Below are 14491 nucleotides of genomic sequence, written 5' to 3' on the forward strand. Positions count from 1 at the left end.
GAATTCAACTCAGGCGATCTCTTTTGAACAGGATCTTGTCGCTAAAAATCTGATCACCCCACCAAATTCAGCCAGCCCGTTCGGACAGCCCGTAGCTAATGTAACCGACCTGATTTTCAAGCTCAGGGCCGGAACAATAACCCAGGCTGCCTATGATGCCGCTCTTAGCCGATATAGTTCGATAGATAGCCGGGATCAGATATCTCAATACTTGATAAGGCCATCAAACAACCAGCAGTATGATTTATCGGTAAGCGGCGGCGGAAAAAGCAGTGACTATTATTATTCCGCCTCTTATAGCAAAGAAAATCCTCAAACAGTAGGTGTTGATGGACAGCGTTTAACGATAACTTTGAACAACAATTTCAAAATTTTCAAAGTGGCCACCTTATCAACGAATGTAAGAGGTTCCTTCTTTAAATTCAATAATAATGGTCAATCGCTCAACACGTTATTTGGTCCCTCATCATCAACTTTTATGCCTTATGACAGGTTGTTAGACGATCAGGGAAATCGGATAGGTTTCGGTAGGCAATACTACTCGGGATGGACCAATTCGCTGCAGAGCCGGGGGTATCGCAACTGGCTTTACAATCCTTTGGATGAGATCGATAATGCGGACAATACCCAAAAAGATAACAATTATACGATCAACCTCAACCTGAACGTACCGATTTTTAAAGGTTTATCAGCGAATGTTTTTTATGGCAACGAAAGAAGCTTTAGTCAAACCCGGAGTTATTTTAATGAAAGATCCTATTATTACCGAAACTTTATCAATACTTATACACCGCTACCTTCAAACGGTAATGCCCAAAATTCTATTGGTTTACCGATAGGCAGTGGGATTTTGAGTAATATAAACACCTCCGGCAACAACTACAGCCTTCGTGGCCAGCTCAATTTTGATCATATTTTTGCTGGTTTACATCAATTGACTGCTATTGCAGGATCAGAAATTCGCCAGACCAAGATAGGTCAAGGGTCTAATACGCTGTATGGTTATAATACCGGTACAGGACTCTCCAGACCTGTGGATTTTTTTACACCATATCAAACGATACAAGGCTTTGCCAGTAGTTTGGGCAGTGCGCCAACCCAACAGGATAAAACACGAAGATATTTATCGTACTATGCCAATGCTGCCTATACCTATGCCGGTAAGTATACCGTTTCCGGAAGTGCGCGCTATGATGACTACAACAATTTTGGTGTCGATCGCAAGTTCAGGGCAACACCACTATGGTCAACGGGATTTAAATGGGATGTAAAAAAAGAACGCTTTTTAGCCAAAGCCGGATTTTTAAGCTCCCTGAGTATAAGGGCAACCTATGGGGTGAATGGTAACATATCTACCAATATCTATCCCTTCACCTATATCGGGTTAGGTAGCGCAGATTTGACCACTGGTCAGCCTTATGCGTTTCTGGTCGCACCTGCTAATCCGGAATTGAGATGGGAAAAAACATACGTGGCCAATCTGGGTATTGATCTTGGTCTCTTCAACAGCCGCTTATTTGCAACTGCAGATATTTACTCGAAACGGGGAAAGGACTTATTTTATGAGTTTCCGATCAACGGGACATACGGCGTTACCACACTTAATCGAAACTCAACCAATTTATCCGGAAATGGCATTGATTTGAGTGTCAGAGGTACTATTGTTCGCAAAGGCGACTTTGAATGGAACAGCGGAATCAATTTTGCGTATAACACCAATAAAATCACCGATGCAAGATTTGGAATCACCTCATCCTTCTATTCTAATCCTGCATTTGGCGCCAATCTAAATGATTATCCAACGGATAAGATATTTGTATACAAAAATGCTGGACTAGATCAAAATGGGCTTACTCAGGTGTACAATGAAAATGGTGCGAAAATAGCGGCAAACCAGAATATTACATCGATAAATGCATTGCATTACGCGGGAAGAAGAACTGCACCTTATTTTGGAAACTTTAATACATCTGTTAAATTTAAGGATATCACACTAATGGCGGTTGCCTCTTACCAATTCGGTAGTGTGTTTCTCAGACCAACTGTCAGTTCCTACCCTTCGGCAAGAACAGGTGTAAGGTATGATTTGCATGAGGATGTGGCAAAACGTTGGGTAAAGGCCGGAGATGAGGCATTCACCAACGTACCCAGTCCGGTAGGCAATTTCGCTGCCCAGAGTTTATTGCGTTACCAACAATCAGATATCAATGTATTAAAGGGCGATTATATACGACTTCGCGAGCTATCGGCGTCATATCAGTTGCCGATTGAAAAAATAACGTCTTTTGTCAGAACAGCAAATTTCACATTTGCTGTGAGAAATTTAGGGCTTTTATGGAGAGCAAACAAAGAGGGCATCGACCCGGATTTTATTGCTGGTCTTAGTTCTACAACCCTGGGCCTTCCATCTGCAGTTTCTTATAATTTTTCTTTAAATGTTAACTTCTAATCCTTGGCAATCATGAAACTAAAAAATATAATTATATGCTTTTCTCTCATTGCAACGGCAATGACTGGCTGTAAAAAGTATGTAGACATCAAAACGCAGGGAAACCTTGTACCCAATCAAACGATCAATTACCGCTACTTGCTTAACAATACTGCTGCATTTGAGAATATACAGAATCTATCCGACTTTGCCTCATCTGATATTGATATTAATGATGCCGCACAACAGACGGCATTAACCGGATCACAATTTTATTCTTATCTGACAGGAAGTTATAACTGGAGACCCGTTATTTTTCCATTTGGATCTACTTACGAGCAGGACCAGAGTTGGAATACGCTTTACGCTATAATACTAAACTGCAATACCATAATCAATGAGCTTCCGGCAAGTGATGGGACTCAAGAGGAGAAAAAGGCATTGGAAGCAGAAGCTTTGGTCCATCGGGCAGATGCATACCTAAACTTAATCAACACTTATGCCAAGCCGTATGTTAGATCGTCTGCAGGTTCTGATCTTGGCGTGCCGCTGATTTTGGTGCAAACGGTCAGTCAATCTTTGAAGAGGGCCAGCATTGAAACGGTGTACAATCAAATCATTAACGATCTTTTGCAGGCGCTACCAGCTTTACCAGCTACACAAGCCTATAACACGCTACCAACCAAAGCATCTGCTCACGGAGAATTGGCCAGGGCATACTTAATGATGGCAGATTACCCAAATGCTTTAAAATACGCAGAAGAGGCATTAAAAATTAGGAGTACCTTAATCGATTTATCGGCTATAACTGCCGTTAACACCTCAAACTATCCAAGAAGAATTGCAAATCCAGAAATCATGCTATCAAAACTTCCCATTGGAGGATCATTGACATTTGCACCTTCAGTATTAAAATTGAGCGACGAATACCTAGCGGTATTGGGTACCAAAGATCAGCGTTATACACTTTTTACCGTTCCAGCAGCAACAGTTTCCGCTACCTATACAGGAAGATTTTTTTATAAGGAAAGCGTAACCGGTGAGACCAGAAACGAGGGCGTTTCAGTACCTGAGATGTTGCTTATCCGTGCTGAATGTTTTGTACGTACGGGGAATATTTCTGAAGCGATGAATTCGTTGAACACCTTAAGGATCAAAAGATTCAAACCTGCCGATTATGTGCCTGCTACAGCCAATAACAATACTGATGCCCTGATAAAAGTGATTGATGAGCGTAGAAGAGAGTTTTTTGGAACCATGCTAAGGTGGTGGGATATGAGGAGGCTGAACAATGAAACAACTTTCCAAAAAACGTATACCAGAAACTTTGGAGGTGTGATTTATACATTGGCGCCAAACAGTAACCAATATACATTTCCAATCGCGGAATATCTTCGTAACCTCAATCCAGAACTCGAGCCAAACCCCTAACCCACGTATACCACAACACGGATAATATCCAGAATTAATCAATAAAAAATGATACACAAAACCCTAACCTTTTTACTCTTTATTGCCCTCTCTATCAATGGATTTTGTCAGCGCACCGATAATTTCAGGTCGCTGCCTGAAAAGCCCTATAACGGAAAAGCCCTGACTGTTTTCTATAATCCATCAGGCACACCGCTACAGAATAAGGAATCTGTTAACGCGGTGGTATATAAATATACCGATTATAAGTGGGAAGCGGCCGACGTTAAATTTGTCAAGGCTGGAAAGGAATGGAAATCAGATTTACAGGTTCCGATCAATACTGGAATACTTGCCTTTAAATTCGTTTCAGGAGATTCCATCGACAACAACAAGAATTTTGGCTATTTTATTATGCTCAATGATAAGGATAGACCAGGGAAAATGGCCCCTGGAGGATATATTGGATGGGGATTTGCAAGATCACCGAACTATGGTAAAAATATTCCCGGATACATCAACTTTAAAGGAATCAGTGATACCGCGACATATCATTGGCTAAACCAGGAGATTTTGAATAACCAAAAATCGAAATCACTATTGGCCAGGGATTATGCTATAGCCCTTTCCTCTTACATGGGAGAGCATGCTGCTCCTAAATTGGTTTTAGCCACTAAGTACCTTACCCGTACGGATGCTAATGAGTCGGAACTGCTCGATGCAAGATATATCAGTGCTATCCTTATTCGGGATAAAAATCTAACAGATTCTATCAATATGGTAATCAGCCAAAAGTTTCCAAATGGGAGTATAGCACGGCTTGCAGCATTCAAAAAATTGTCCTCAATCAGAGATATTGACTCACTGTTGGTCGCCTCTGAGGATTTTCTTTCAAAATTCCCTGAAGCAAATACAAATGCAAAGTTTAATCTGGAAAATAGAATCAATTATGGTGTTATATATCAGAACCTGATGGTTTTTGGAAGGTTGAAGAAAAGGCCAACTGATTACGTGGGTAAGTATATCGATTCCTTGCCATATAATATGCTTACCTCAGTTTATTATAAGCTTATAGGCATTCCTTATCACAGAAAAGAAGGGGATCTGAAAAAAATTGCTGAAGACTCTGATCTTTTTGTAAAAAGATTCGAATACTTCAAAGCCAACCAGCCGGCATCGATGGCCTATCTTTCTCCATCAGAGTGGAAAAGTGAATACCAGAAAACGTTTGTTGCCACCGTCTCTTCAGATCACATTGGGCTCTTGAATTATCAGAAAAGATACCAGCAGGCACTTCAATATGCAAAAGAGGCACAGGCCATTTTAGACTACAACAATGCAGAGATAAATAACCAACAGGCATTAAGTTTAAAGATGTTAGGTCTGAACAAGGATCTGCAGGTGCTTTTGAAAAAAAGTATGTTCAAGAATCAGAGTTCTACAGAAATGATTGCGATGATTAGAGAGGCGTTCGTTAAAGAACGTGGTTCAGAGAAAGGTTTTCAGGAATATTTGGAAAACATGAAAAACCCGGCCGACAAAGAAAAGGAGCTAAAAGATATCATGGAAAGCATGATCAAGAAAGAAATGCCAACCTGGAGTATGAAAGACCTTAATGGCAAGACTGTTAATTCGAACGATCTCAAAGGGAAAACCGTAATCCTCGACTTTTGGGCCACATGGTGTGTTCCTTGCAAAGCTTCCTTTCCGGGAATGAAACTAGCTGTAGAGAAATATAAAAATGATCCGGATGTTGTATTTTATTTTGTAGATACAGAAGAAAGAGGTGATACTTATAAAACAGAAAATGCGAAATACATCAAAGATAACAATTATCCCTTCAACGTGCTATTTGATAATCGATTGGAAGGCATGAAGACCAATTCGGAAGTGTTTAATAAGATTTGTAAAGCATTTACCATCTCTGGCATACCCCAAAAGCTGATCATAGACAAAAATGGGTACGTGCGGTTCATTTCCGTAGGTTTCAGGGGAAGTGCTACAGGTTTGGCTGATGAGATGACGGCGTTGATTGAAATGACTAAAAAAGCAGAATAACAAAAAAATGAATAAGATCAGATTGCTCATTGCCGCATTGGCAGTATTTACGCAAACATCCTTTGCACAGAATTTTATAGATAAGGAAATCACATTCAAATCACCGGATGATAGCATCTCCTATGCAGGTACCTTGTCAATCCCTGGGGGAAATAAAAAAAGCCCGGCCGTCGTTATCATTTCCGGAACGGGAAGGCAGGATCGTGATGGCCTGATGGCGGGTCACAAGATCTTTAAGGAAATCGCCGATAGCCTTGCGAATCATGGATACGCCGTTCTTCGGTTGGATGACAGAGGTGTAGGTAAAACGACAGGAGTATATGAACATGCAACTACTGCCGATTTCGCAACTGACGCTTTATTGGCCGTAAAATACTTAAGATCTGTACCTCAGGTAGACGCCGGTAAAATCGGTCTCATCGGGCATAGTGAAGGTGGGGCGATCATGTCGATCGCTGCTTCCAAAAGTAAGGATATTAAGTTTTTGATCAGCCTCTCAGGCCTGGCAATGAATGGGTACGATGCCCTGATTTCGCAAAATGAGAGTATAGTCAACAATTCTACCTTGCCCGATTATGATAAGGCCAGATCCAACGACATTAATGAACGTATGTTTAAAACGGCATTGAAATATGCAGATTCGGCTAATATGGAGGCAAAATTGAATGAAACCTACAACACATGGAAAGTAAAGGATGATGCCTACTTCAGGACTCTGAATATTAAATTCGATCATTTCCGTTTTCCGGTCTACAGTTTCGTAAATTATGCGATAGGACCTTGGTACAGGTATTTTATCAAGTACGATGCAGCTAAAACGATGGCGAATATTAAAGTCCCTGTGTTAGCGATAAACGGGGATAAGGATAACTATGTGGTTCCCGAGGCAAATCTTCAAAACTGGAGGAACTATATTGCGGCTGGCGGCAATAAAAACGTAGAAACACATTTGCTGAAAAATGTCAATCACTTGTTATTGCCGTGTATCACCTGTAATCAAGCCGAGATCCCAAATATCAAAAGCGGTGTTTCGCCCGAAGCTTTTCACATCATCTTTTCATGGCTAAAAAAAACAATTAAATAATGAAGAAATCTATTCTAATAACAGCACTGTTTTCTTTACTGTTCATCAGTGCCCAAAGTCAGATATTAAAACCAATAAAATGGTCTTATGCAGCAAAAAAAACAGGTGCCAACACGGCAACAATTTTTATTAAAGCAACAATCGACCAAGGATGGCATTTATATTCCCAGTTTGTAAAAGATGGAGGACCAGTAAAAACCACATTTAGTTTTAAGCCTTCAAAGGAATACTCACTTGTGGGCAAGACGCTGGAGCCAAAAGCTATAATAAAATATGAGGATACTTTCAAAATGGATGTAAAATATTTTGAACACAGTGTGATCTTTCAACAAAAAATTAAAACTAACGGAAAAACAGCGATGGTGAAAGGAACTGTCGAATCGATGGTGTGCAACGACAAGCAGTGTCTCCCCCCTGAAGAAGTTAGTTTCAATGTGGCGGTCAAATAGATTGAGCGCTTCAACAGGATATTCAAAACCTGTAATATTCTCAAGCAGTCGCAGTTGAATGACTTATTCAGCCTCCGGGGGGTGAATAACATTTATAAATAGCGATTATGATTAATTTAATGATAAATCATAATAATATAAGTTAGTTGATGACAGATTAAGGGGAAGAGCTGGATGGCCTTTCCCTTTTTAATACTGTCTGTTTTTGATTTTTGTCTCTTCAAATCAGGATGCTCGGGCCGTTTGATTGACTTTGTATGTTCAACCTGAACAGCTTCTGCCTTGTATTCACTTATTAGCGTTGTGTAACGGGCGGATTTCCGGTCAGATGGCGCTGCAAAATTATTGGGTGTTCCGGCGACCACATTAAATTCGAAAATCAAAAAGCTTGGCCTGGCCAAAAAACACATTTATTGATAATCTTTGAAGCAATGGTGTTTGTGCTTATTCTTTTGAGCATTGCTTACAGAAATGGCGATATCTCCTGAACTTTTCCAAAGATATCGCCATTTTTTCTGACATAACGACTGGTCTAAATATCCAATTCGAAAGATGAGCGGGATGCTCTATCTGCCTGATCTAATAAATCAGCATCGTGTTCAGCAGCGCTTTCATCACTAATGATCGTACTTTGATTCAGGGCATCTTCTTCACTTGTTAATGCATCTTCCTTATCGTCAGAAAGTTCTTCTTTATTTGGGTCTATAATCATGGCTTTTTTATTTAAAGATAACCATTTAAATTAGTTTAAGCCACTCTTTTTTACTTTTTAATGCATTGAAAAATTCATCTCCTGATCATTTATTTTTAATAAAAAAGTATACCTGAATCTTATTATAAATTCACTTTATCTCGTCAATGTTTTATTGTTTATTTTTTTAAGTTTTGTTTTACAGTTCTTTGCGGGTTGGTTTGTTTTTTGGTAAATTAACGCGTCATTCAAAAAGAACAAATGATTATGGATAACGATTATTTAAAACATATCGGAGAAATGACTTCACTTTCCGAAGTGCTTAATGCCCTGGTTAAACAGGGCTATACTTTAGATTTCAATCTGAAAAGTAGTCAGTTGAGTGGCGGAGAAAATCCGATACAGGAATTTCCAGAGCAATTTTTGATTGATAGACATTATCGTTTTGAAGGAGAATCAGATCCAGATGATGAGGCTATTGTTTATGCCATATCCTCTATTGATGGTAAAATAAAAGGAATCTTTGTAAATGGTTATGGAACTTCATCGGAAAGTACTGGTGATGAGTTGATTAAGCAATTAAAAGCCCGAACTGATTAAGAACTGCTCATGAACAAGTTAAAACTATATGGTAAACCAGATTCTCCTGAAATTTACCCCATCAGAGACTTTTTAAAACGAAGTGTTATCGATTTCGAATGGTTTGACATTACGCATGATGATTTGGGCTGGGGCCAGGGAATTACCTCATTTAATAATCCCGATAAGCAACCTGTAATCGAATTTCCTGATGGCAAAGTGATCGTAAATCCAAGCTTAGAGCAGATTGCCTGTAATCTGGGCTGGATTACCGAACCCAAATATGCAGAATATGATCTTTCGATTTACGGTGCTGGCCCGGCGGGACTAAGTGCTGCGGTTTATGCTGCATCAGAAGGGCTGAAAACTATCCTTATTGAACGTGAGGCCATTGGCGGACAGGCAGGTACAAGCTCGCTGATCGAGAACTATCTGGGGTTTCCTGAAGGAATATCCGGGGCAAACCTTGCTGAAAGGGCCAGGCAGCAAGCACTAAAATTTGGTGTCGAGATTTTACTTTTAAAGGAGGGGATCAAAGGTGCTTTTTATGACAATAGAATCCATGTAGATTTTGCAAGCGGCGAAAAGCTGGTCGCAAAGTCAAATATCTGTGCAACCGGAGTGGAGTATGCCAGATTGAATCTCCCTGACGAGGACCGGTTTTTTCATAAAGGGGTTTATTACGGTGCCGGTGCAAGTGAGGCTTTTTTCTGTCAGGATAAAGACCTTTACATTGTTGGCGGAGGAAACTCTGCCGGACAGGCCGCTACCTATTTTTCTGGCTTTGCCAAACGCGTTTTCATGGTGATCCGGAAAGGTAACCTTGCAGATACCCTATCTGAATACCTGATTCAGCGGATAGCATCTATTAAGAATATTAATGTCCTGTATTATGCTGAAGTAGTGGCACTGGAGGGTGATGATTATCTGGAGCGCATCAAAATTGTAAACAGTCAGGATGGAACAGAAGCATGGCACAACACCTCAAAACTATTCATCTGTATAGGGGGAAAACCCAATACCGAATGGGCTGTTGAAACTGCGATTTGTAGGGATAGAAATGGATATCTTTATACAGGTAACGATTTGCTTAGCCTGGATCAATATAAGATGTGCTGGGAACTGGAGCGGCCACCTTATCATCTAGAAACTAGTGTCCCAGGCTCTTTTGCTGCCGGCGATGTTAGGTTTAATTCGGTAAAAAGGGTTGCATCGGCCGTAGGCGAAGGTGCCATGGCAGTAACTCAGGTTCATCAATATTTATCAAAATTGTAATTATGGAAAGTAACAGCATATGCAGTCACATTGAGGCTGTAAAAGAATTAAAAACTGCAAAAGAACGTGTTTGTGAAGCCTGCATAAAACAAGGTACGGATTGGGTGCATCTTCGTACCTGCCAAACTTGTGGCATTACCTTATGCTGTGATTCATCGCCAATGCAACATATGTCGCATCATTGCCGGGCAGAAAAACATCCTGTTATAATCTCATCAGAACCAGGAGAACGATGGATGTACTGCTTTCTGGATAATGAAATGGCTGAATACTGATTTAAATATGATAAAAAGGGTGGCTTTTGGTTTAAAACGTCTGTTTTAATTTTTGAAAAACCTCCCATTTCGATCAATTCGTCCACAAAATGGTTCGAATTACGCACCGCCACTGACCCCTAACGGTAAAAACATTAATTAACTGCTGAAAATAGAGCGTAATTTACTGTTTTTAAATTATTTACAATTTACTTTGTAAGTTTTTTTGGTTCGATGTTGTCGAATTCTAATTTATAAGTTTGCCCAAAAACTTCTTAGTTTCAAATGGAGGATATGGAAAACTACAGCAAACTAAATCAACTCGAGTTTTGTAGCCTTACCAATTAGCATTGCCGTGTTTTTTACATCAAATTTTTCCAGCAAGCTTTTTCGATGTGTATTTACGGTTGGGATGCTAATGAAAAGTTTTTCAGCTATTTCTGCATTGGTTAGTCCTTCTGCGATTAACAATAGCACTTCTTTTTCTCTTCGGGTAATTAAGAGCTGATTGGGCTCAGGTTTCCTCAATGCGCTTAAGACTTCGAAACTATAATATACTTTGCCCTTAAGTACACTACTTATCGCTTCCAACAGCTCTTCTTTTGTCGCATTTTTTAATACATAACCCAAAGCACCATTATCTATCATGTTTTTGATAATGGCCTGCTGATTAAAGGTGCTAAGGCCAAGTATGGCTATGGAAGGATATAATTGTTTAACTTCTTTACATAAGTCTATCCCGCTTTTATCGGGAAGGTTTACATCCATTAGTATCACATCAGGTTCGTGCAGTTTAAGAAAACTAAGGCATGATGCTGCGTTGGTGGCATGTCCCATCCAATCGAGTGTTTTTTCGTTTTGCAGTAAAGAACGAATGCCTTCTATCACCATGTAATGGTCGTCTACTACAAAAATGCCTATTTTCATTTCCTGCTGTTAAATAGTAATTTCTATCATTATTGAAGTGCCTTTGCCAGGAGCAGATTGCAAATCTATTCTACCTTTTAAAAATTCAACACGATTTCGAATATTTAACCAACCCATTCCGGCTGATTGTTTCAACCGTTCAGTATCAAATCCATTTCCATCATCTTCTACCGTAACGACTAATAATTTTTCCTGCTCTGATTGATGAAGTTGCACCAGTACATTTTTGGCATTGGCATGTTTTATCGCATTGTTAAGTAGCTCTTGGATAATGCGATAAATGGTAATTGATGTAGTTTGTGGTATGTCTGCCTGGTGCATCCCTACCGATTGGTAATTTACATGCAGTACGCCATTGCGATCCATTTCCTCGCAATATTCTTTCAGTGCAGTATCCAGTCCATATTTTACTAGTATTTCAGGCATCATGTTGTGTGCAACACGGCGCATTTCTTTAATGGAACTATCTAACATATCAATGCTTCGTTCAAAAGCATGTACATTATCAGGAGTCATTATTAAGTTTTCTTTCATATTATTTAATGAAAATTTTATTCCACTCAGCATCCCACCAAGCCCATCATGCAGATCTTTGGCTAGTCGGGTGCGTTCTTGTTCTTCGCCTTTCAGTACGGCTTCTGTGGCAGTAAGTTGTTTTTCTGTTTCTAATTCATCGATTTTTGCCTGTTGCAATTTTTGCCGATGCTTATAGTTAAGATAGCTTAGTATGGAAATGGCAAGAAAAGCAATGGTTCCAGCGATTAAAAAGTAATTAAGAATATTTTTTTGACGTATTTCTGCTGTTTGTAACTTTATTTGGCTTTCTTTTTTTTCTGTTTCAAATTTTACTTCTTCATTGGCGTGTTTTTGAGCCATCGATTCAGTAAAAATATCTTCTTTAATTTTTGTGGCTTCTCTTTGATATTGAGATGCTAAAGCATAATCATGCTCCGCATACAGCACATTAGAGAGGCTTTGTAATAGTGTTCCTCTTGCTTCTTTATAATCATTGGTCTTGCTGATATCCAGCGCCTTAATAAGTAATTGTTTGGCTCTAGCGTATTGATTTGTTTTAAAATAATAGACAGAAAGATTTTGATAGCAAGACATAATATTGAAGTTGTCCGCTATTTTAGTGGCTGTTGCCAGTCCTTTTTCTGCGTAATATTTTACCTGTTCCAATTTGTTTTGCCTATCCATAATTTCTACCATCCCTTCACAATTCATCGCCACAAAACTTGGAAAGTTGTATTTATCGCAGAGCGATAAGCTCTCTTTATATGCTTCAATTGCTTTTATATCCTGTCCCAGCGCATCGTAGGCATTGCCCAGATTTAGTAAAGTAGAAGTCAACTGTTGGTAATTCTTAATTTTTCTATCGAGGTATTCTGCTTTTTTCCCAAATTCAATGGCTTTTTTATAGTCTTTTATCATCAGATAGTTTGCGGCCATACTGGCATTCAAAGTGGCCCTTGTTCTGGATGAAGTGTCCAGCCGTTCTATAATACGTACGCCTTTCAGGCTATATTCAATCCCTGTTTCATAATCCGATTTGAAATTGTAGCGTTCTCCCAATGTAAAGTAGGCAATGCCCATGCTTAAAGAATCCTTCATTTCCGTGGCAATTTTGAGAATCTGTTTGCCATACCATATCGCCGAATCGTGTTGCGTAAGCGTTGCAAATAGGTACATCATTCTTTTATTGTACTTCAGTTTGCCTGCAGTATAGTTAAGACTATTACTTAGGCGCCCACCTTCTTTGGCATAGGTCATAGCCTTTTTCATATCGTGGTCTTCATATTCCAGGGTAAGGGCAAAGAGTAATTTTACCTTACTTGTATCTTCTTTCGACTTATTTAATAACCTTTTAAGACTATCAATTTTTTGTAGGTCTTGACCAGGGCTATTTAGAAAACAAAATATGATAAAAAGGCTTGTGAGTAGTTTTTTCATCAGAACATAATAGTCTATAAAAGTAATGAAGCTATCTTGGCGTAATGATCTCTGATTAAGACGTTTGCTCGTGATGATTTCATATCCTAATTTACATTTTTCTTCGATGCAAATAAAATAATATGAACTCGTATTTCATATCCTCTTTTTTAATGATTTTTTAAGAATATACCTGTAAAATCATCTTTTTTAATGATTGTCCAGTCTTGTTGTTCAATCTACTTTTACATCATAAAATCTAAAAACCCATGAAAAAAATATTCATCTTATTCTTATTCATTGCAGGTGCAACAGGTAGCAATGCACAAATAAAAAAAATTGATTCAAGTGGGGTGGTTAGACCAGTTATTAACCCTAAGGTTAAAGGACAAATCATTGTATCGACACCGCAGCAAACCAATACTACGCCAACAACAAATGTTTCAATGGTTCCGCCCAAGCAAACGGCAACAGGCATGTTATACACACCTGCATCAACCACAACGCAAACGCCAAATCAGCCCATTACGGCAACGAATCCGACTCCTACACCAACGGCCCTTCCTGATATGGTTATTACAAATATTAGCTTTTCTCCCAATACAAGTAATACATATGCGGTAAATTATAGCTTAAAAAATGTCGGCACTGCCCCTGTAAAAAAAGGTTTATTATCAGTACAAGGCTACATAAATGGAGCCCCCGCGGGAGGTGGCAATTCTACCAGCCTAACAAGCGAAATAAATCAATTGTTAAATCCCGGAGAATCTATGAGTAGCAGAAATACATTTAGTACTAATGGTATTATAGTGGGTAATGCATATACATTTGAACTTTGTGTAAATGGAATGAAATCAAATGTTGGCACTGCTTCCGAAACATGGGTTGGGCAGGAGTTTTCTGAATTGAATTTTACAAATAATGTGATACAATCGTCGTTTACCATTCCACCGCCACCACCAGCTCCGGCAGATATGGAAGTTACTATTACCAAAATAGAAAAGAGTCCGGTGGATACCGCATCATTCGTTAGGATTTATTACACCTTAAAAAATATTGGTGAAACAGCTATTCCATCAACTGCCTCCCTAAGCTTACAAAGCAGAGTTGAAGATACAGATAATGACCCAAATACTTTTCTGGAAACCGCCTGTTGCGGGCAGGCTACTGGGGGAAATACATTGAATACAGGTGAAATTCCATTTGCACCCGGAAACATGAAAGAACTTTTCTATGATGCGAGAGTAGCTGGAGGTGCTAATTTTTCCACTTTGCCCAAAAATGTACTTTACAAGTTCAACATTCAAATAACCGGATATGGTTTTACCGATAGCAACAATTCAAATAATAAAAGCGGCTATAACTATTTACTTCATTAATGTATAACTGCTGGGATTTTGAAGT

12 protein-coding genes are annotated in these 14491 nt (G+C 39.2%); 9 read left to right on the plus strand and 3 right to left on the minus strand.

From position 1 onward, the window contains the following. The 5 genes from ASU31_RS27745 to ASU31_RS19125 all read left to right on the plus strand — a co-directional run. Positions 1-2449 (plus strand): TonB-dependent receptor domain-containing protein (locus ASU31_RS27745; RefSeq protein WP_167346207.1); only part of this gene is annotated, 2449 nt, incomplete at its 5' end. Positions 2450-2461: 12 nt separating this feature from the next. Beyond that, positions 2462-3859: a RagB/SusD family nutrient uptake outer membrane protein gene (locus ASU31_RS19110; protein WP_057933882.1), complete on the plus strand. Its 1398-nt coding sequence runs from the start codon at positions 2462-2464 to the stop codon at positions 3857-3859. Positions 3860-3907: 48 nt separating this feature from the next. Continuing rightward, positions 3908-5896, plus strand: a complete 1989-nt coding sequence (locus ASU31_RS19115) for a TlpA family protein disulfide reductase (protein ID WP_057933883.1) — start codon at positions 3908-3910, stop codon at positions 5894-5896. A 7-nt stretch (positions 5897-5903) separates the two neighbouring features. Further along, on the plus strand, positions 5904-6980 hold the full coding sequence (locus tag ASU31_RS19120) for an alpha/beta hydrolase family protein (protein ID WP_057933884.1): 1077 nt from the start codon (positions 5904-5906) through the stop codon (positions 6978-6980). Beyond that, positions 6980-7429 (plus strand): protein-disulfide reductase DsbD domain-containing protein, encoded by a 450-nt coding sequence (locus tag ASU31_RS19125; protein ID WP_057933885.1) that lies wholly within the window; start codon positions 6980-6982, stop codon positions 7427-7429. Before ASU31_RS19120 ends, ASU31_RS19125 begins: the two co-directional genes overlap by 1 nt. Before the next feature lie 532 nt (positions 7430-7961). Here ASU31_RS19125 and ASU31_RS19135 read toward each other — a convergent pair. Beyond that, positions 7962-8141 (minus strand): hypothetical protein, encoded by a 180-nt coding sequence (locus ASU31_RS19135; protein ID WP_057933887.1) that lies wholly within the window; start codon positions 8139-8141, stop codon positions 7962-7964. A gap of 246 nt (positions 8142-8387) precedes the next feature. Here ASU31_RS19135 and ASU31_RS19140 point away from each other — a divergent pair, with 246 nt between their 5' ends. The 3 genes from ASU31_RS19140 to ASU31_RS27255 are packed head-to-tail and all read left to right on the plus strand — an operon-like array spanning position 8388 to position 10249. Then, positions 8388-8720 carry a phosphoribosylpyrophosphate synthetase gene (locus tag ASU31_RS19140; protein WP_245224568.1) on the plus strand — a complete coding sequence of 111 codons (333 nt, stop codon included), beginning with the start codon at positions 8388-8390 and terminating at the stop codon, positions 8718-8720. A gap of 9 nt (positions 8721-8729) precedes the next feature. After that, a complete protein-coding gene (locus ASU31_RS19145) occupies positions 8730-9974 on the plus strand; it encodes an NAD(P)/FAD-dependent oxidoreductase (RefSeq protein WP_057933888.1) in 1245 nt (414 codons plus the stop codon). Positions 9975-9976: 2 nt separating this feature from the next. Continuing rightward, positions 9977-10249, plus strand: a complete 273-nt coding sequence (locus tag ASU31_RS27255; protein ID WP_083505435.1) for a UBP-type zinc finger domain-containing protein — start codon at positions 9977-9979, stop codon at positions 10247-10249. 291 nt (positions 10250-10540) lie between these two features. On the opposite strand, the gene ASU31_RS19150 is transcribed toward ASU31_RS27255, so the two are convergent. Both ASU31_RS19150 and ASU31_RS19155 read right to left on the minus strand, forming a co-directional pair. Continuing rightward, positions 10541-11155 carry a response regulator gene (locus tag ASU31_RS19150; protein ID WP_057933889.1) on the minus strand — a complete coding sequence of 205 codons (615 nt, stop codon included), beginning with the start codon at positions 11153-11155 and terminating at the stop codon, positions 10541-10543. Between the two features lie 9 nt (positions 11156-11164). Further along, on the minus strand, positions 11165-13108 hold the full coding sequence (locus tag ASU31_RS19155; protein WP_057933890.1) for an ATP-binding protein: 1944 nt from the start codon (positions 13106-13108) through the stop codon (positions 11165-11167). A gap of 248 nt (positions 13109-13356) precedes the next feature. Here ASU31_RS19155 and ASU31_RS19160 point away from each other — a divergent pair, with 248 nt between their 5' ends. Continuing rightward, a complete protein-coding gene (locus tag ASU31_RS19160; protein WP_057933891.1) occupies positions 13357-14466 on the plus strand; it encodes a hypothetical protein in 1110 nt (369 codons plus the stop codon). The last annotated feature ends 25 nt before the right edge of the window (positions 14467-14491 follow it).

It is taken from the genome of Pedobacter ginsenosidimutans (genome assembly GCF_001442625.1).
GTDB lineage: Bacteria > Bacteroidota > Bacteroidia > Sphingobacteriales > Sphingobacteriaceae > Pedobacter > Pedobacter ginsenosidimutans.